Below are 19,323 nucleotides of genomic sequence, written 5' to 3' on the forward strand. Positions count from 1 at the left end.
GCTGCCCTGCGCCGGGCCGGTCTTCCGAACGCGAGGGTCGTCCGACAGCACGCGGAACTCCCGCAGGCGGAAAGTCTCGCTGTCCGTAGTTGCGACTACGGTGGTACCGGCGCGATCGTGTGACCGCCGCTCACGAGGAGACACCACCGAGCATGACCTTGAACGGGTACCCGTCATGACCGACCGATTCGCGCGACCTCCCGCGTCCGCGCGGGACACGCTGGCCATCCCGCTGAGCCTGCCTGAGCTGGAACAGTATCTGGCCAGGGCCGCTGACCTGCTGCGCGGCAGCATCGACCAGGCGGACTTCAAGGCGTACATCTTCCCGCTGATGTTCTTCAAGCGGATCAGCGACGCCTACACCGAGGAGTACGAGCGGGCGCTCGCGGAGTCGGACGGCGACCACGAGTACGCGTCGTTCGCCGAGAACCACCGTTTCGGCATCCCGGAGGGCAGCCTCTGGGAGGACGTGCGTGCCCGCACCGAGAACGTCGGGCAGGCACTGGTGACCGCCTTCCGGGCGATCGAGAAGGCCAACCCGGACGTGCTGTACGGCATCTTCGGCAGCGCCGCCTGGACGAACAAGGACAAGCTGCCCGACGCGAAGCTGCTCGACCTCATCGAGCACTTCTCGACCAGGACGTTGAGCAACGCGGTCGTCGCGCCGGACGTGTTCGGGCAGGCGTACGAATATCTCATCAAGCGGTTCGCGGACCAGTCCAACAAGAAGGCCGGCGAGTACTACACCCCGCGGCCGGTGGTGAAACTGCTCGTCGACATCCTCGACCCGCAGGAGGGCGAGACGGTCTACGACCCGGCGTGCGGCACGGGCGGCATGCTCATCGAGGTCATCGAGCACGTGAAGCGGCAGGGCGGTCGGCCGCAGACCCTCTGGGGCAGGCTGTTCGGCCAGGAGAAGGTGCTCGCCACCTCCGGCCTCGCCAAGATGAACCTGCTCCTGCACGGCGTCGAGGACTTCCAGATCGCCCACGACGACACCCTGCGCTCGCCGGCCTTCTACGACGGCTCGCGCCTGGCCCAGTTTGACTGCGTGATCGCGAACCCGCCGTTCTCGCTCAAGAACTGGGGCGAGGAGGCGTGGGGGACCGACCGGTGGGGTCGCAACCGGCTCGGGGGCGTGCCGCCCAAGGGGTACGCCGACTGGGCCTGGGTCCAACACATGATCACCTCTGCGGCGCCCGGGACCGGCCGGGTCGCCGTCGTGCTGCCGCAGGGCGCGCTGTTCCGCCAGGGAGCCGAGGGGCGCATCCGCGAGTATGTCCTGAAGGCGGACCTGGTCGAGGCCGTGATCGGCCTCGCGCCGAACCTCTTCTACGGCACCGGCCTCGCCGCCTGCGTGCTCATCCTGCGCCGACGCAAGGCCGACGAGCGCAAGGGCAGGGTGCTGTTCGTCAACGGGGAGGCGCTGTTCAAGCGCGGCCGTAACCAGAACACCCTCGAACCCGAGCACGCCGACGCCCTGCTGCGCACCTGCCAGTCGTTCGCCGACGCGCCCGGCCTGGCGGCGGTCGCCACGCTCGACGACATCAGGGCCCACGGCTACAACCTCAACATCCCGCTGTACGTAGCCCCCGCCGACGACGGCGACCAGCCGACCCTGGAGCAGGCCCTGACCGACCTCGAAGCGGCCCACGCCGCCGCCCGGGAGACCCGCGCCGCGTTGGAAGCCGAACTCGCCAAGTGGGGCCTCGCCCCGACGGAGGTGACGGCGTGAGCACCCGCATCACCCAGCGCGAACTGGAGTCGTACCTGTGGGGCGCGGCCGTCGTGCTGCGCGGCCTCATCGACGCCGGCGACTACAAGCAGTACATCTTCCCGCTGGTCTTCCTCAAGCGGCTCTCCGACGTGTACGACGAGGAGCACGCCGCCGCGCTGAAGATCTACGGCGACGACGAGCTGGCCGACCTGCCGGAGAACCACCGCTTCGCCATCCCCGACGGTGCCCACTGGCAGGACATCCGCAAGGTCGCGAGCGACGTGGGCGCGGCCATCCTCGCCGCCATGCGGGCGATCGAGTCGGCCAACCCGGACACCCTGACCGGCGTCTTCGGCGACGGCGACTGGGGCAACAAGAACCTGCTGCCCGACGAGACCATCAAGCGGCTCGTCGAGCACTTCTCCACCAAGACGCTCACGGTGGCCAACCTGCCCGAGGACGAACTCGGCCAAGGCTACGAGTACCTCATCAAGAAGTTCGCCGACGACTCCGGCCATACCGCGCAGGAGTTCTACACCAACCGCACCCTCGTCCACCTGATGACGATGATGCTCAAGCCCGAGCCGGGGGAGTCGGTCTACGACCCGACCTGCGGCACCGGTGGCATGCTCATCTCCACCGCCGCCGAGCTGCGCCGCCAGGGCAAGGAGTGGCGCAACCTCCGCCTGTACGGGCAGGAACTCAACTACGGTACGTCGGCCATCGCCCGGATGAACCTGTTCCTGCACGGCATCGTCGACGGCCACATCGCGCACGGCGACACGCTCACCAGGCCCGCCTTCCTCGACGGTGGCCGACTGCGCACCTTTGACGTGGTGCTCGCCAACCCGCCGTACTCCATCAAGGCGTGGAACCGCGCCGCCTTCGCCAAGGACCCGTACGGCCGCAACATGTGGGGCGTCCCGCCGCAGGGCCGCGCCGACTACGCCTTCTTCCAGCACATCGCCGCCAGCCTCGACCCGGAGAGCGGCCGGGCCGCGATTCTCCTCCCGCACGGCGTCCTGTTCCGCCGGGACGAGGCGGAGATGCGGGAGGGCCTGGTCAAGGCTGATCTCGTCGAGTGCGTCCTGGGGTTGGGCGAGGGCCTGTTCTACAACTCGCCCATGCCGGCGGCCGTGGTCGTCCTCCGATCGCGCAAACCAGTCGACCGGAAGGGGAAGATCCTCTTCATCGACGCCCGGACGGAATTTGCGCGCGAGCAGACCCAGTCGTTCCTGCGTGACCATCACCAGCAGAAGATCCTCGCCGCCTACGAGAGCTTCGAGGACCAGGAGGGGTTCGCTGCCGTCGCCACTGCCGACGAGACCAGCGACAAGGGGTACAGCCTCGCCATCCCTTCCTACGTCAGCGCCGCCACGACCGAGACGGCCGAGGCCGTGAGCGTCGTCGACGCCGTCCACGCCTGGCGGGCCTCCGCAACGGACGCGGATCGCGCCATCGACGACGTGCTAGCCCTGCTGCGACAGGAGATGGCCAAGTGAGCCTCAACCTCGACAAGAGCGGCTGGAAGCGCGTTGCGCTCGGCGACGTGATCAAGCACGTCACGGATCGGGTCGACGCGGAAACCTCCGGCCTCGAACGGTTCCTCGCCGGGGAACACATTCCGAGCAACAGCCTGCACATCACGAAGTGGGGCGTCATCGGGCGAGACCCGATCGGCCCCATGTTCTACAAGCGCTTCCGGCCGGGTCACGTCCTCTATGTGTCCCGTCGTTCATATCTCCGCAAGACGGCGGTGCCCGAGTTCGAGGGGATCACCGGCGAGAAGACCTTCGTCCTCGAAACCCGCGACCCGGACATCCTGCTTCAGGAGTTCATGCCGTTTCTGTTGAGCGCGGAGGCGTTCCACTCCTACGCTGTGGCCAACTCGCGTGGCTCGGTCAACCCCTACGTGAACTGGACCGACCTGGCGAGTTTCCAGTTCGACCTGCCACCCATCGACGAGCAGAAGCGCCTCGCCGAACTTTTCTGGGCTATCGAACGTCATCGGCGTAATGTCCCAATAGGAAAGTTGTCCCTGCTGGAAGTGCGCATGCTTGAGCAGCTCTTGGATGCGGATGTTGGGGGCCCAGCTCGGATCGACAGCCTCGGGACGGTCCTAATGGGCCGCCAGCGGTCTCCGAAGCATGCGCACGGCGACCACATGATTCCGTATCTTCGAGTGGCGAACATAGGTGACGATGAGCTGCGCCTGTCGGACGTTAAGCGAATGAACTTTAGTCCAGATGAGCAAGAGAATTTCAGTGTCCTGCCGAACGACATTCTGATCAGCGAGGGGCAGAGTCGGGAGTTGGTCGGCCAGTCGGCTCTGGTAACTTCGTTGCCAGAGCCGATGTGCTTTCAGAATACCTTGATCAGGTTCCGGCCAAATCTTAACATTGTGCGACCCGCCTATGCCCAAGCTCTCTTCCGGGCCTGCCTCTATTCGGGCAAGTTTGCGGACCTCGCGACCCAGACGACCTCGATTGCTCACCTTGGGGTGGCGCGTTTTGCGATGTTTGAGGTGCGAGTCCCCGATATCCCGATGCAGGACCACTTCCTGTCTCGGCTTGGAGAGGTGCGTGCTGCCATTCGCTCCGCTAAAGCGGAGCTTGCCTCTTTGTCGGGTCTTTCCGATTCGTTGGCCGGCAGGGTATTTGGCGGTGTCGAGTGATATTCGACGAGGCCAACACCGTTCGGGACTTCGTACGGGATCTTGTCGCGTCGACCGACATTCAGTTCTTGCCTGGCAGGGAGTTGCCGCGCCGGACGGATGAGGTGCTGTTGGAGGGGCCGGTCAGGGAGGCCCTCAAGCGGCTGAACCCGGTCATCGAGGCCGACCCACGCCTGGCCGACGAGGTGATCTATCACCTGCGGGCGATCATCCTGTCCGCCCGGCGCACGCCGAATCCCGTGGTGGCGAATGAGGAGTTCGCCGCGTGGCTGACAGGGCAGAAGTCGATGCCGTTCGGCCCGGCCGGAGAGCACGTCACGATCCGGCTCGTCGACTTCGACAACCCCGAGCCGAGCGCCAACCAGTGGATGATCTCCACGGAGGTGACGTACAAGGTCGGGCGGGTCGAGCGCCGCTTCGACCTGGTGTTGTGGTGCAACGGCTTCCCGTTGGTCGTGGGTGAGGCGAAGTCGCCGGTCCGGCCGGCGTACACGTGGATCGACGCAGCGGCGCAGATCAACGAGGACTACGAGGTCAACGTCCCGGCGTTCTTCGTGCCCAACGTGTTCAACTTCGCCACCGAGGGCAAGGATTTCCGGTACGGCTCGGTCGGCATGACGGTCGATCTGTGGGGCCCATGGCGGGAAGAATCCGACGATGACGTCCCGGCACCGAGCGGCCTGGCGGCGGTGCGCGAGGCTGTCAAGGGCGTGCTCAACCCGGCGGCGGTGCTGGACTTCCTGCGGTTCTTCACCGTCTTCGCCACGGACAAGAAGCACCGCAAGATTAAGATCATCGCCCGGTTCCAGCAGTTCCAGGCGACGAACCTGATCGTCGAGCGGGTGCTGACCGGTCAGGTCAAGCAGGGCCTGATCTGGCACTTCCAGGGTTCGGGCAAGTCGCTGCTCATGGTGTTCACCGCGCAGAAGTTGCGTGCCACGGCCGGGCTGACGAACCCCACGGTGATCATCGTCGTCGACCGGATTGACCTGGACACCCAGATCACCGGCACGTTCAACGCCTCGGACGTGCCGAACCTCGTCTCGACCGACAGCCGCCGGGAACTACAGGCCCTCCTCGGTGCGGGGGCGCGCAAGGTCATCATCACCACGGTGCACAAGTTCGGCGAGGCGCCCGGGGTGCTGGACGACCGCGACAACATCATCGTGATGGTCGACGAGGCCCACCGTTCCCAGGAGGGCGACTACGGGCGCAAGATGCGTGAGGCGCTGCCGAACGCGTTCCTGTTCGGCCTGACCGGCACCCCCATCAACAGGCGCGACCGCAATACTTTTATGTGGTTTGGGTCCACTTTGGACGAAGGTGGTTACCTGTCGCGGTACTCGTTCCAGGACTCGATCCGGGACGGGGCGACGCTCCCGCTGCACTTCGAGCCGCGCCTTTCGGAGATCCATCTCGACGCGGCCGCGATCGACGCCGCGTTCGCGGAACTGGCCGAACAGCACCGGCTCACCGAGGCCGACAAGACCACCCTGTCGAGGCGGGCTGCCTCGCTGGAGTCGCTGATCAAGGCCGACGGGCGGGTTCGCCGGATCGCTGCGGACATCGCCGAGCACTTCCGGGCCAAGGTCGAGCCGCAGGGCTTCAAGGCTCAGGTGGTCGTCTACGACAAGCCGACCTGCGTGGCCTACAAGGCGGAACTCGACAAGCTCCTCGGCCCCGACACGTCCACCGTCGTCATGAGCCACAATGCGCGGGACCCGAAGGCGTGGAAGGAGTTCACCCCCGACCGGGACGAGTTGGAGCGGATCACCGCCCGGTTCAACGACCCGGCCGACCCGCTGAAGATCATCATCGTGACGGCCAAGCTGCTCACCGGGTTCGACGCTCCGATCCTCTATGCGCAGTACGTCGACAAGCCGCTCAAGGAGCACAACCTCCTCCAGGCGATCACCCGCACCAACCGGGTCTACCCGCCGACCAAGACGCACGGCCTGATCGTCGACTATCTGGGCATCTTCGACGACGTCGCCAAGGCCTTCGCCTTCGACGACAAGAACGTGCAGCAGGTCATCAGCAACATCGGTTTACTGCGGAATCAGCTCGGCCCGGCCATCCAGGCCGCGCTGGCCTTCTTTCCCGGCGTCGACCGAACCGTGGGCGGCTACGAGGGGCTCATCACCGCTCAGACCGCGATCAGCAGCGACGCGGCCCGCGACGCTTTCGGTCAGTCCTTCAGCGTCGTCGCCCAACTCTGGGAGACCCTCAGCCCCGACCCGATCCTCTCGGCCTACCAGACCGACTACCGGTGGCTCACCGACGTGTATGAGTCGGTGCGGCCGGCGGACGTCGCCGGCCGGCTGGTGTGGCACACCCTCGGCGCGAAGACCCTGCAACTCATCAACGCGCACGTCACCGTGGAGGTGCCCCGCACCGACCTTGACACCATCGTCCTGGACGCTCAGGTGATCGAGGACCTGATGTCGGGTCGGCCAACGAACGTCGACCCGGTCGAGGTCGAAAAGTGGATTACCGCCCGCATCGCCAGGCACATGGGTAATCCTGTCTTCATCGAACTCGGCAAGCGGCTCACGGCTCTGCGGGAGAAGTACGCGCACTCCCAGCAGGCCAGCCTGGAGTTTCTCAAGGAGCTGTTCCTCCTGGCCAAGGACACCGTGGCCGCGGAGAAGAACGCCACCGAGGTCCCCCGCGAGGACCAGGGCAGGGCGGCACTGACGGAGCTGTTCCAGTCCCTCAAGGGCAACGGGACCCCGATCATCGCCGAGAAGATCGTCGCCGAGGTCGACGAGGTCGTGCGGGCGGTGCGCTTCACCGGCTGGCAGGACACCCGCGACGGCGACCGCCTGGTCCAGCAGGCCCTCCGCAAGACGCTCTACATCAAGTTCAAGATCCGTGACCCCGACGTGTACGAGCGGGCCCTCGGCTACATCCGCGAGTACTACTGACGGCGGTTTACCGGGTGCGGCAGCGTCGACGCCCGCCGCACCCGGCTGCCGTCAACGGGTGCGCCCGACCTGGCCGGTGAAGGTGGTCCAGGCGGCGGGGGTGAAGGTGAGGGCCGGGCCGGCAGGATCCTTGCTGTCGCGTACGGCGACGATGCCGGGCAGGTTGTCGGCGACCTCGACGCACTCGCCGCCGTTGCCGCCGCTGCGGGTGCTCTTGCGCCAGCGGGCACCGGTCAGATCAGCCATGGTGGACCTCCCCAACAATCTTGTTGATCAGTTGCCTCGATTGTTCCTCGTCGAGGGCGAGCGAGAGCAGGCTCGACCAGACCTTCTCGTAGGCGGCGAATTCGCCCGGACGGTCGAGGTAGAGCGCCCCGGTCCATGACTCGCTGTAGACCACCGATGGATCCGGGGTGCTCCGGTTGCCGAGCGGAAAGTCGAGCATGACGAACTCGCCACCGACCGCACCGTGATGCGGGCCGGCGATCAGGGGCAGGACGCGGATCGAGACGTTGGGCTGCTCGCTGAGTTGAAGCAGCCGCCGGAGCTGGTCCGCCATCGTGGCCGAGCTGTCGACCGGGCGGAGCAGGACCGACTCGCAGAGCACGACCTCCACCTGCGGGGCCTTCGGCAGGCGGCGGGTCAGCAACGACTGCCGTTGCAGGCGAAGCTCGACGGCGCGCTCCCGGTCGTCCTCGCTCATCTCCGGCTGGTCGATCCGGTAGATGCCCAGCGCATAGTCCCGGCTTTGCAGAATGCCCGGCACGAGACTGTTCTTGTAGAAACGCAGCCTGGACGCGGCGGATTCGAGGCCGACGTACAGCTCGAACCAGTCGGGAATGGCGTCTCCGTACGCGTGCCACCAACCTTTGGCCTTCGTCTCGCCGGCCAGCGCGACCAGCGCCCGGGTCAGCTCGTTCTTCGCCCGGTAGAGCTCGCACATGGCGCGCACGTCGATGCTGCGCGCCGCGCCGAGCCCGCTCTCGATGCGCCACACCTTCTGCCGGCTGCACTCCAGCGCCTCGGCGGCGGCGTCCAGGGTGATCCCCGCCTCGGTGCGCAGGTCACGTAGTGCTCTGCCGAGCCGGCGGCGGGGCACCGTCGATCCCATGTCCTCGGCCATCGGCCTCCTTACCCGTTGCGTTTTGCAACATCCCGACGCCCCATTCTGGAACGCCGAATGTTGCGGACGATTAGCGGAACAGTGTGCGGGGGCATTCGTTGTGATAGTGCCTCCGACCCTACAAGATGGCGTTGTCAAAGGCGATGGCCGTGGAATTTCCACAGCCCATCATCTGCCGCATCGAATGGTCGTTCAGGAGGTGCGCCGTGCGCGCGATTCCCCATCAGGTCCGCCCGGCCGGCATCCACCTGGCGGCGCTCCGGTGAGCGGGCGCTGGGTGGCGCACCTGCCGTTCACCGCCGCCGACCTGAGCGCCGCCCACCGGTTCGCGGCGGCGCTGGCCCGCTCGGTGACGTTCCTGTCGCAGGTGGACGCCGGTGAGGCGACCGTCTCGGCCGAGGACGAGCAGGGCGTACGCCATCGGGTCTTCTGCGACCTGCCGCTGCCCGGCGGGCCGCGCTGCGCGCGCCGCGTCGACCACGACGGGCCCTGCACGGCCCGGCCGCCCCGGTGACCGGCGCGCCCACCGTCGCCTGCCCGGCCTGCGACGGCACCGCCCCGGCCGGCTGCCACCGCTGCGCGCGGCGGGGCCTGCGGCGCGCGCAGCTCGTGCTGACCGTGGCCAACCTCGACACCGGCGCGGTCGCGTCCCACGAGGTGCTGCCGAGCAACCTCGACCCCGGTCCGGTGGCGGCGGGCGGCTGGGCGGTCGACCTGACTGCCCGGGTACGCGAGCTGGCCGCCGAGGCCGGCGTCGCCGCCACCGTGGAGCCGGTGGTCGTACCGATGCCGGACGCCTGGCGGCCCGACCTGCCGGCGGCCGAGCGGCACGAGTTGGTGGCGCGGGCCCTCGCCGGGGCGGCCGGGCCGGCGTGGCGGGTGTGGGTGGGCCGGTCGGCCGCCCCGCCCCCGGTCGACCCGGCGCGGCGGCTGGGCCGGCTGTGCGCGCTGGCCGACCTGCTCCTGCTCGACCTGGTCGTGGAGGCCCGCCGGCACGGCGACGCCCTGCGCTGGGCCGTCCGCTACGAGGTGCCCGGCTCACGGGTGCCCGACCTGCCGCCGGAGCCGGGCTTCGCCGACCTGGCGGCGGCGCTGGCCGGCACCGACGTGGCAGACGCGCTGACCGGGCTCGGCGAGCGCGGCCGGGACGCCCCCGCGCGGCAGCTCCGCCCCGACCCGCTCCGGCCGCTGATCCCGGGGGCGACCGTCAACGTGGCGCGGGTCGCCCGGCGGGTGCGCGCCGACTGCGCGGGCCGGACGGGCGGCGGGCGGCTGCCCGGCGCGCAGGCCGTGTGGCGGGACGGCCGCTGGTGGCATACCGGCCTGCGTCCCGGCGGGCCCGTACCCGACCTGGCCGGGCAGCCCGCCGGCCCGCGCCGCAGCCGGCCGCACCGGCCCGACGGCCTACCCCGAAACCGGACGCCGCTGCGCCGGGCCGCCGAGCCGCCGGACCCGCCGTGGCTCGGCGAGCCGGTGCCGTCGCGGCCCTGCCCGGCCTGCCGCCCCGCCCGCCGCCGGGTAGCCTGGGCGCTGTCCTGCGCCACCTGCGCCGGCACCGGCCGCGTGCACCAGGCCGCGCTGGTCACCCTGACCGACCTGCGGTGCCGGGTGGCGCACCTCGCGTGGCGGGCCGGCGTGCCGGAACCCGTGACGGCGGTCAGCGTCAGGCCGGGCGGCCGGTCGGTGGTCCGGCTCCCCGACCGCTACCGGCTGGGTGCCTGGGCGACCGTGTTCGGCGTACGCCCGGAGGACCTCGCCGAGGCCGACGGCGGCCACGCCCTCCCGCCGGACGTGCGCGACGGCTACGTCGCCCTGCCCTGGGCCGGCGCGGACCCGGTGGGGGAGCAGGTGGCCGCCGTCGGCCCGGCGCTGCCCGCCGCGCGCCTGCTGGTCACCGCCGTACGCCCCGAGGCGCCGCCGCTGGCCGAGCTGCTCCGGCTGGCGTGCGGCCTGGACCTGGCGCTGCTCGTGAACGTGCTCGACCTGCGGCGGGACCCGGCCGCGCCGATGCGGGCGCACGGGGTGCTCTGGTCGGTCGACCTGCGCGCGCCGGCTGCCCCGGTGCGCCCCGACGACCTGCCGGACCTGCCCAGCCTCGCGGCGGCCGTGGCGCGCTGCCTGGAATGCCTCGACGTCACCCTGCCGGAGACCGCGCCGGCCGACCCCCGGACGCCGGTCCCGGTGCCCCGGTCGACGCCCTGCCCACTGCCGCCCGACCCGGTGCCGGGGCTGCGGCGGCTGGCCGCCCGGCACGCCGGCCGCCCGCTCAGCATCTGGTTCACCCGAGCCGGCCGCACCGTCCACCGCCACGACGACGACCGTCTGCGGCCGCTCGCCGAGGGCGTCGACCTGCCCGATCGTCGGCTGACGTGACGTGCCGGGGAACAGGATGTGCGACGCGTGCGGGCCTGGCCGGCCCAGCGGCGCGGATCCGGCAGCGGGGCGGTGAGAAGGGGCCCCTGCTATACGCCAGGCGTTAACAAGGGGCCCCTCCTTCTACTCCGGCACGCGGCGGTATGCGCCGTCGCTGGCGGACGTGGCCATCGACGCGTACGCGCGCAGCGCCGCCGACACCGGGCGCTGCCGGTCGGCCGGCGTGTACGGCCTGGGGCGCTTCTCCTGCGCGATGCGCCGCGCCTCCAGCACGTCGTCGGGCACGTTCAGCTCGATGGACCGGCCCGGGATGTCGATGACGATCTCGTCGCCGGGCTCGACCAGGGCGATGAGGCCGCCGGAGGCCGCCTCGGGGGAGACGTGCCCGATGGACAGCCCGGAGGTGCCGCCGGAGAACCGGCCGTCGGTGAGCAGCGCGCAGGAGCGGCCCAGCCCGCGCCCCTTGAGGAACGAGGTGGGGTAGAGCATCTCCTGCATGCCGGGCCCGCCCTTGGGGCCCTCGTAGCGGATCACCACCACGTCGCCGGCGACGATCTCCTTGGCCAGGATGGCCGTGACGGCGTCGTCCTGCGACTCGTAGACCTTGGCCGGGCCGCGGAAGGTCAGGCACTCCTCGGGCACGCCGGCGGTCTTCACCACGCACCCGTCCGGGGCGAGGTTGCCGTGCAGGATGGCCAGCCCGCCGTCGGCGCTGTACGCGTGCTCGCGGTCGCGCACGCAGCCGCCGGCCGCGTCGGTGTCCAGCGTCGACCAGCGGTTGGTGGTCGAGAACGGCTCGGTGGTGCGCACCCCGCCCGGGGCGGCGTGGAACAGCTCGATCGCCTCGGGGGTGGCGGAGCCGCCGCGGACGTCCCAGTCGGCGAGCCACTGCGCGAGGGTGGGGGAGTGCACGGCGTGCACGTCGCGGTGCAGCAGCCCGGCGCGGTCCAGCTCGCCGAGGATGGCGGGGATGCCGCCGGCGCGGTGCACGTCCTCCATGTGGTAGTTCGGGGAGTTCGGCGCGACCTTGGCCAGGCAGGGCACCCGGCGGGAGACGGCGTCGATGTCGGCGACGGAGAAGTCGAGCTCGGCCTCCCGCGCGGCGGCGAGCAGGTGCAGGATCGTGTTGGTGGACCCGCCCATGGCCACGTCGAGGGCGATGGCGTTCTCGAACGCGGCCCGGTTGGCGATCTGCCGGGGCAGCACGGAGGAGTCGTCGCCGTCGTACCACCGCTTGGCGATCTCCACGACGGTGCGCCCGGCCTCGACGAACAGCGACCGCCGGGCGGCGTGGGTGGCCAGCGTCGAGCCGTTGCCGGGCAGGGCCAGGCCGATGGCCTCGGTGAGGCAGTTCATCGAGTTGGCGGTGAACATGCCGGAGCAGGAGCCGCAGGTCGGGCAGGCGGACCGCTCGATCTCGCCGAGCTGGTCGTCGGTGACCGCCTCGTTGGACGAGGCGATCATCGCGTCGATCAGGTCGATCTTGGAGTGGACGACGCCCTCGATCGCCACGGTCTTGCCGGCCTCCATCGGGCCGCCGGAGACGAAGACGGTGGGGATGTCGAGCCGCAGCGCGGCCAGCAGCATGCCGGGGGTGATCTTGTCGCAGTTGGAGATGCAGACCAGGGCGTCGGCGCAGTGCGCGTTGACCATGTATTCCACCGCGTCGGCGATCAGCTCGCGGCTGGGCAGCGAGTAGAGCATGCCGCCGTGGCCCATGGCGATGCCGTCGTCCACGGCGATGGTGTTGAACTCGCGGCCGACCCCGCCGGCCTCCGCGACCGCGTCGGCGACGAGGCCGCCGAGGTCCTTGAGGTGTACGTGGCCGGGGACGAACTGGGTGAAACTATTGGCGATGGCGACGATCGGCTTGCCGAAGTCGTCGTCGGTCATCCCGGTGGCCCGCCAGAGGGCCCGGGCGCCGGCCATCGTCCGACCGTGGGTGGAGGTCCTCGACCGCAGCTCAGGCATGGCTACCAGTCTTGCACCGCCGGAGGGGCAACCGCCGGGGCGCGGCCCCGTGTCCCAACAGTTGCACACCCGGCCCCCCATGGACACCGGGCATCCGGCACAGTTGGGAGCGTGCACTTCCCCCCGGGCCTGATCGCCGTCGTGGTGCTGAGCGGGCTGGTCGCCGTCGGCGCGACCGCCCTGTTGGTCGTCTCCGCCCGGCGCTCCGGCCGTCGGTGCGGGCGGGCCGCCGGGCTGGTCGCCGTGGCGGGGGGCTTCGCGGTGGCCGGCCTCGCGGTCGGGCTGGCCGTGGCGCTGACCGGCGAGCACCTGGCCCACCGCCAGGGGCAGCGCACCGGCTGGGCCACCCTGGTCTCCGCCGGGGTCGCGGCGAGCGCGCTCGCCTTCGGCGCGGGCCTGCTGCGGCTGCCCGGCGCGGGGACGACCCGCGCGGCGACGGCCCGCCTGGTCCTCGACAGCGTGACGATGGCCACCGCCCTCTGGTTCGTGGGCTGGGTGCTCTTCTCCGAGCCGACCCGGCTGCTCGGCGCGGCCACGCCGATGGCCTGCGCGCCGATCCTGCTGGCCACCGTCAGCGTGGCGCTCACCGCCGGGCTCACCCTGATCGTGCTCCTGCGGGCCGCCCGGCCCCGCCGCCGGCTGGCCCTGCTCGGCACCGGGATCACGGCGGTGACCTCCGGCGGGCTCGGCATCGCCGGCGGGCTCTGCCAGGCCGTGCCGGGCATGGTGCTGGCGGGCGCCGCGCTGCTGGCGGCGGGGCTGCTGACCGCCGCGCTGGTCGTGCGCCGGGCCGACCCGCCGGGGCAGCTCGACGTCGACCTGATCGGCTCCGACGGCGCGTACGCCTTCGTGCCGATGGGCGCGATGGCCGCCTCCGCGATGTACCACCTGCTCCAGGGCGGCCGGTTCGACGCGCTGGGCATCGTCGCCGGCAGCCTGGAGGGCTTCGCGCTGGTGGCCCGGCAATACCTGGCCCTGCACGACGTGCGCCGCTACGCGGGCCGGCTGGCCGAGCGGGAGGCGCACTTCCGCGAGCTGGCGCACACCGACCCGCTGACCGGCCTGGCCAACCGGCGGGGGCTGCTGCGCGCCCTGCACCAGGCGACCGGCTCCGGCGACCCGTGCGTGCTGCTCGGGCTGGACCTGGACGGCTTCAAGAACGTCAACGACATGCGCGGGCACGACGTGGGCGACGAGGTGCTGGCGGAGGTGGGCCGGCGGCTGCGCGGCAACCTGCGCCCCGACGACCTGGCCGCCCGGCTCGGCGGCGACGAGTTCGCGGTGCTCGTGCCGGGCCGCCCGGCCGAGGCGGGGCGGGTCGCCGAGCGGCTGCTCGGGGTGCTCGGCGACCCTTACGACCAGCCGGGCGGGCCGGTCTTCCTGTCGGTGAGCATCGGGGTGGCCGGGCTGCCCGACGAGCCGGACACGGAGCTGCTGCTGCGTCACGCCGACCTGGCCCTGCGCTACGCCAAGCAGCGCGGCAAGAACCGGATCGAGCACTACGACGGCGCGTACGACAAGCTCTTGCGCCGCCGCACGACGGTGGAGCACGAGCTGCGCGGCGCGATCGAGCGCGACGAGCTGCGGCTGGTGTTCCAGCCGGTGGCGTCGCTGCCCTCGGTGCGCCCGGTGGGGGCGGAGGCGCTGCTGCGCTGGCACCACCCGGAGCTGGGCCACGTGCGCCCGGACGAGTTCATCCCGCTGGCCGAGGAGTGCGGGATGATCGCCAAGCTCGGCGCGTGGGTGCTGCACCAGGCGTGCTACCAGCTCTCCCGCTGGCTGGCCGACGGGCACGACGTCTGGGTGTCGGTGAACGTCTCGCCCCGGGAACTGCACGCCCCGGAATACGTGGTGCAGGTCGCCGACGCGCTGCGCGCCCACCACGTGCCGCCGCAGCGGCTGGTGCTGGAGGTCACCGAGCACGCCGTCGCCACCGACCTCGACGAGCTGATCCGGCGGCTGACCGCGCTGCGGCGCACCGGCGTCCGGATCGCCCTCGACGACTTCGGCGCGGGATATTCGTCACTCGGCCAGCTCCGCCGGCTGCCGATCGACATCCTCAAGATCGATCACGGGCTGGTGGCCGAGCACGAGCCGGTCCGCCCGGCCGGCGCGGACGGCCCGCCCTTCGCCCCGATGGTGGACATCGTGATGCGCCTGGGGCACCAGCTCGGGCTGGAGGTGATCGCCGAGGGGGTGACCAACCCCACCGAGCTGGCCGCCGTGGTCGCCGCCGGCTGCCGGTTCGGCCAGGGCGCGCTCTTCGGCTGGGGGGTGCCGGCCGAGCACCTGGAGGCGATGCTGGAGGCGGCGACGTCGTCCGGGGCGCGCCGTTCCCCGGTGCCGGCCCCGGCGGCCCCGGCCGGGCCGCCGGCCCCGGTGCGGCCGGCGCGGCTGCCCGCCCAACGCGCGGACTGGGAGGGGCCCGCCCCACGGGCCGACTGGGACGGGTCCGCGCAGCTCGCGGGGGGTGCGGGCGGCGCGTCGGGGCAGGACGCGCCGACATCCGTTAACCAAAATGTGGGATCAGTTGACTCATCGCGTGAGATGCGGCAGGCTTGACCGCATGTCGTCGAACCGGTCTCCGCGAGTACTTACCTGAGCGCACTCTCCGTCGTCGAGAGTGCGCTGGCCCCGTGCATGTCTGCACGAGGGCCGTTTTTATTGCCATCGGACCCCCATCGCATCGGGGCGGGCACCCGCCCGCGTCGCACGCCCGCAGAGCACCAGCCACTCCAGCCGAAGGCCTGAACCGCAATGACGAGACCCACGCCAGAGACACTCGCCCACTCCGCCCGCCGGGCCCGCGCCGGCGCCGAGCCCGCGACCGACGCCGCGCCGAACGGCCGCGCCGCCGCCCCGGCCACCCCGGCCGTACGGCAGCCCGAGCCGGTCCAGCTCTCCGGGGCCGGTTCCCTCGTGCGGTCCCTGGAGGCGCTCGGCGTCGACGTCGTCTTCGGCATCCCGGGTGGGGCGATCCTGCCGGCGTACGACCCGCTCTACGACTCCACGGTGCGGCACATCCTGGTCCGGCACGAGCAGGGCGCCGGCCACGCCGCCACCGGCTACGCCCAGGCCACCGGCCGGGTCGGCGTCTGCATGGCCACCTCCGGCCCGGGCGCGACGAACCTGGTCACCCCGATCGCCGACGCGTACATGGACTCGGTGCCGATGGTGGCGATCACCGGCCAGGTCGCGCGGCCGTCGATCGGCACGGACGCCTTCCAGGAGGCGGACATCCAGGGCATCACCCTGCCGATCACCAAGCACAACTTCCTGGTCCAGACGGCCGAGGAGATCCCGCGGGTGCTCGCCGAGGCGTTCCACCTGGCCTCGACGGGCCGCCCCGGCCCGGTGCTGGTCGACATCCCGAAGGACGTCCTCCAGGCGCAGACCACGTTCTCCTGGCCGCCGACGCTGGACCTGCCCGGCTACCGGCCGACGCTGCACCCGCACGGCAAGCAGATCCGCGAGGCGGCCCGGCTGATGACGAGCGCCCGCCGGCCGGTGCTCTACGTCGGCGGCGGCGTGCTCAAGGCCGGGGCCACCGAGGCGCTGCGCCGGCTGGCGGAGCTGACCGGCATCCCGGTGGTGACCACGCTGATGGCGCTCGGGGCGTTCCCCGACTCGCACCGGCAGCACCTGGGCATGCCCGGCATGCACGGCACCGTGGCGGCCGTCTACGGCCTCCAGAAGGCCGACCTGATCGTGGCGCTGGGGGCCCGGTTCGACGACCGGGTGACCGGCAAGCTGGACTCCTTCGCCCCGGACGCGACGGTCGTGCACGCCGACATCGACCCGGCCGAGATCGGCAAGAACCGGCACGCGGACGTGCCGATCGTCGGCGACGCGAAGCACGTGATCGAGGAGCTGATCGCGGCGGTCACCACCGAGCGGGCCGCCGGGCGGCCGGCCGACCTGGGCGACTGGTGGACCCAGCTCGACGACCTGCGCGAGCGCTACCCGCTGGGCTACGAGGAGCCGGCCGACGGCACCCTCTCCCCGCAGTACGTGATCGAGCGGCTGGGCAAGATCGCCGGCCCGGACGCCGTCTACGTGGCGGGCGTCGGCCAGCACCAGATGTGGGCGTCGCAGTTCATCTCGTACGAGAAGCCGGGCACCTGGCTCAACTCCGGCGGCCTCGGCACGATGGGCTACGCGGTCCCGGCCGCGATGGGCGCCAAGGTGGGCCGGCCGGACACGGTGGTCTGGGCGATCGACGGCGACGGCTGCTTCCAGATGACCAACCAGGAGCTGGCCACCTGCGCGCTGGAGGGCATCCCGGTCAAGATCGCCGTGATCAACAACGGCAACCTCGGCATGGTCCGGCAGTGGCAGACGCTCTTCTACAACGAGCGCTACTCCAACACCGAGCTGGGCACCCACAAGCACCGCATCCCCGACTTCGTCAAGCTCGGCGAGGCCCTCGGCTGCGTCGGCCTGCGCTGCGAGAACGCCGCCGACGTCGACAAGACCATCGAGGCGGCGATGGCGATCAACGACGCCCCCGTCGTGATCGACTTCGTGGTCGGCAAGGACGCGATGGTGTGGCCGATGGTCGCCGCCGGCACCAGCAACGACGAGATCATGTTCGCCCGCGGCGTCCGCCCGGCCTTCGACGAGGACGACATCTAGTCATGACCGAATGCACCGAGCGCAGCGAGGGCCATGAGGGCATGACGAGAGAGGCACTGCCATGACGATGCACACGCTTTCCGTGCTGGTGGAGAACAAGCCGGGCGTCCTGGCCCGGGTCTCCGGGCTGTTCTCCCGGCGCGGCTTCAACATCGACAGCCTCGCCGTCGGCGAGACCGAGAACCCGGACGTCTCGCGGATCACCATCGTGGTCAACGCCGAGTCGTCCCCGCTGGAGCAGGTCACCAAGCAGCTCAACAAGCTGGTCAACGTGCTCAAGATCGTCGAGCTGGACCCGCAGGTCTCGGTCGCCCGGGAGCTGCTGCTGGTCAAGGTCCGCGCCGACCGCGCGGCACGAAGCCAGGTGCTGGAGACGGTCAACCTGTTCCGCGCCCGGGTCGTCGACGTCGCGCCCGACACGCTGACGATCGAGGCCACCGGCACCCCCGACAAGCTGGACGCGCTGCTGCGCGACCTCGAACCGTACGGGATCAAGGAGATGGTCCAGTCCGGGACGGTGGCGATCGGGCGCGGCTCGCGCTCGATCACCGCGGGCCCGGCCCTGCGGGCCGCCTGATCCCCCGCACCACCGACCGCACAAGCCACGACGGGCCACACCCGGGCCGCCGTACGAAAGGGAAGTCAATGAGCGTTGAGGTGTACTACGACGACGATGCCGACCTCGGCCTGATCCAGGCCAAGAAGGTCGCGGTGATCGGGTACGGCAGCCAGGGCCACGCCCACGCGCTGTCGCTGCGCGACTCCGGCGTCGACGTGGTGATCGGCCTGCCGGCGGGCTCGAAGAGCCGGCCCAAGGCCGAGGAGCAGGGCCTGCGGGTGCTCACCCCGGCGGAGGCCGCGGCCGAGGCCGACGTGATCATGATCCTGGCCCCGGACACCGCGCAGCGCGGCCTCTACACCGAGGCGATCGCCCCGAACCTGGCCCCCGGCAAGGCGCTCTTCTTCGGCCACGGCTTCAACATCCGGTACGACCTGATCAAGCCCCCGGCCGACGTGGACGTGGCGATGGTCGCCCCGAAGGGCCCGGGTCACCTGGTCCGCCGCCAGTACGTCGACGGCAAGGGCGTGCCCTGCCTCGTCGCCGTCGAGCAGGACGCCAGCGGCACCGCGTTCGCCCTGGCCCTGGCGTACGCCAAGGGCATCGGCGGCACCCGGGCGGGCGCGATCAGGACCACCTTCAAGGAGGAGACGGAGACCGACCTGTTCGGCGAGCAGGCGGTCCTCTGCGGCGGCGCGGCGGCGCTGGTGCAGACCGGCTTCGAGGTGCTCACCGAGGCGGGCTACGCCCCGGAGATCGCCTACTTCGAGTGCCTGCACGAGCTGAAGCTGATCGTCGACCTGATGTACGAGGGCGGCATCGCCCGGATGCGCTACAGCGTCTCCGACACCGCCGAGTACGGCGACCTGTCCCGCGGCCCGCGCGTCGTCGACGCCCGGGTCAAGGAGGAGATGCGCAAGATCCTCTCCGAGGTGCAGTCGGGCGAGTTCGCCCGCGAGTGGATCGCCGAGGACGACAACGGCCGCCCCAACTTCGCCAAGTGGCGGGCCGAGGGCGCGGCGCACCCGATCGAGGCGACCGGCCAGAAGCTGCGGTCGATGATGAGCTGGGTCGACCGGCCGATCACCGAGACCGCCTGAGCACCGTCCGCACGGCGGCGACCCGCCCGACGCTCTCCCCGGCGTCGGGCGGGTCGCCGTGTCATTTCACCCGGTCTTAACACCCCTGACATGTCTGGTTTGTGAGGGCACTCACCCCAGCGTCCGGGGCACGCCGGGCGGCCCGCGCCCTACGATCGCGGGTAGGTGCGTAGCCGGCACCTGACGGCCATGGCACGAACCAGCGCAGGGCGCAGCGCGGCGCCCCGTCGCCCCGGCCGACCGC

At 71.0% G+C, this 19,323-nt stretch carries 13 protein-coding genes; 10 read left to right on the forward strand and 3 right to left on the reverse strand.

All coding sequences use genetic code 11. From position 1 onward, the window contains the following. The first annotated feature begins 175 nt into the window (after positions 1–175). From O7633_RS27760 to O7633_RS27775, 4 genes are read left to right on the forward strand one after another with little or no spacing between them, the layout of a single operon-like run. Entirely contained in the window at positions 176–1,735 is a 1,560-nt protein-coding gene (locus O7633_RS27760) for a class I SAM-dependent DNA methyltransferase (protein WP_282324507.1), read from the forward strand. Next, a complete protein-coding gene (locus tag O7633_RS27765) occupies positions 1,732–3,219 on the forward strand; it encodes a class I SAM-dependent DNA methyltransferase (RefSeq protein ID WP_282324508.1) in 1,488 nt (495 codons plus the stop codon). The genes O7633_RS27760 and O7633_RS27765 overlap by 4 nt, the downstream gene beginning before the upstream one ends. After that, the gene (locus O7633_RS27770; RefSeq protein ID WP_282324509.1) at positions 3,216–4,391 is read left to right on the forward strand and encodes a restriction endonuclease subunit S; all 1,176 of its coding nucleotides are present in this window, start codon (positions 3,216–3,218) and stop codon (positions 4,389–4,391) included. The genes O7633_RS27765 and O7633_RS27770 overlap by 4 nt, the downstream gene beginning before the upstream one ends. Further along, positions 4,388–7,318 carry a type I restriction endonuclease subunit R gene (locus O7633_RS27775; RefSeq protein ID WP_282324510.1) on the forward strand — a complete coding sequence of 977 codons (2,931 nt, stop codon included), beginning with the start codon at positions 4,388–4,390 and terminating at the stop codon, positions 7,316–7,318. Before O7633_RS27770 ends, O7633_RS27775 begins: the two co-directional genes overlap by 4 nt. Positions 7,319–7,369: 51 nt before the next feature. On the opposite strand, the gene O7633_RS27780 is transcribed toward O7633_RS27775, so the two are convergent. Together O7633_RS27780 and O7633_RS27785 are read right to left on the reverse strand one after the other, a co-directional pair. Then, positions 7,370–7,564, reverse strand: coding sequence for a DUF397 domain-containing protein (locus tag O7633_RS27780; protein ID WP_282324511.1), 195 nt, complete (start codon positions 7,562–7,564; stop codon positions 7,370–7,372). After that, on the reverse strand, positions 7,557–8,441 hold the full coding sequence (locus O7633_RS27785; protein ID WP_282324512.1) for a helix-turn-helix transcriptional regulator: 885 nt from the start codon (positions 8,439–8,441) through the stop codon (positions 7,557–7,559). The genes O7633_RS27780 and O7633_RS27785 overlap by 8 nt, the downstream gene beginning before the upstream one ends. Before the next feature lie 262 nt (positions 8,442–8,703). Between O7633_RS27785 and O7633_RS27790 the strand changes: the two genes are divergently transcribed. Both O7633_RS27790 and O7633_RS27795 read left to right on the forward strand, forming a co-directional pair. Continuing rightward, positions 8,704–8,955 (forward strand): hypothetical protein, encoded by a 252-nt coding sequence (locus O7633_RS27790; protein WP_282324513.1) that lies wholly within the window; start codon positions 8,704–8,706, stop codon positions 8,953–8,955. After that, positions 8,952–10,814 carry a hypothetical protein gene (locus O7633_RS27795; protein WP_282324514.1) on the forward strand — a complete coding sequence of 621 codons (1,863 nt, stop codon included), beginning with the start codon at positions 8,952–8,954 and terminating at the stop codon, positions 10,812–10,814. The genes O7633_RS27790 and O7633_RS27795 overlap by 4 nt, the downstream gene beginning before the upstream one ends. Before the next feature lie 123 nt (positions 10,815–10,937). Here O7633_RS27795 and ilvD read toward each other — a convergent pair whose 3' ends face one another. Next, positions 10,938–12,785, reverse strand: coding sequence for a dihydroxy-acid dehydratase (gene ilvD, locus O7633_RS27800; protein ID WP_282324515.1), 1,848 nt, complete (start codon positions 12,783–12,785; stop codon positions 10,938–10,940). Positions 12,786–12,896: 111 nt separating this feature from the next. Here ilvD and O7633_RS27805 point away from each other — a divergent pair, with 111 nt between their 5' ends. From O7633_RS27805 to ilvC, 4 genes are all read left to right on the forward strand, one after another. After that, a complete protein-coding gene (locus tag O7633_RS27805) occupies positions 12,897–15,347 on the forward strand; it encodes an EAL domain-containing protein (protein ID WP_282324516.1) in 2,451 nt (816 codons plus the stop codon). A gap of 195 nt (positions 15,348–15,542) precedes the next feature. After that, positions 15,543–17,420: an acetolactate synthase large subunit gene (locus O7633_RS27810; RefSeq protein ID WP_282324517.1), complete on the forward strand. Its 1,878-nt coding sequence runs from the start codon at positions 15,543–15,545 to the stop codon at positions 17,418–17,420. Positions 17,421–17,481: 61 nt separating this feature from the next. After that, on the forward strand, positions 17,482–17,997 hold the full coding sequence (gene ilvN / locus O7633_RS27815) for an acetolactate synthase small subunit (protein ID WP_043962263.1): 516 nt from the start codon (positions 17,482–17,484) through the stop codon (positions 17,995–17,997). A 68-nt stretch (positions 17,998–18,065) separates the two neighbouring features. After that, positions 18,066–19,079 carry a ketol-acid reductoisomerase gene (gene ilvC / locus O7633_RS27820; protein ID WP_074473763.1) on the forward strand — a complete coding sequence of 338 codons (1,014 nt, stop codon included), beginning with the start codon at positions 18,066–18,068 and terminating at the stop codon, positions 19,077–19,079. The last annotated feature ends 244 nt before the right edge of the window (positions 19,080–19,323 follow it).

The organism is Micromonospora sp. WMMD712, assembly GCF_029581295.1.
Taxonomy (GTDB): domain Bacteria; phylum Actinomycetota; class Actinomycetes; order Mycobacteriales; family Micromonosporaceae; genus Micromonospora; species Micromonospora carbonacea.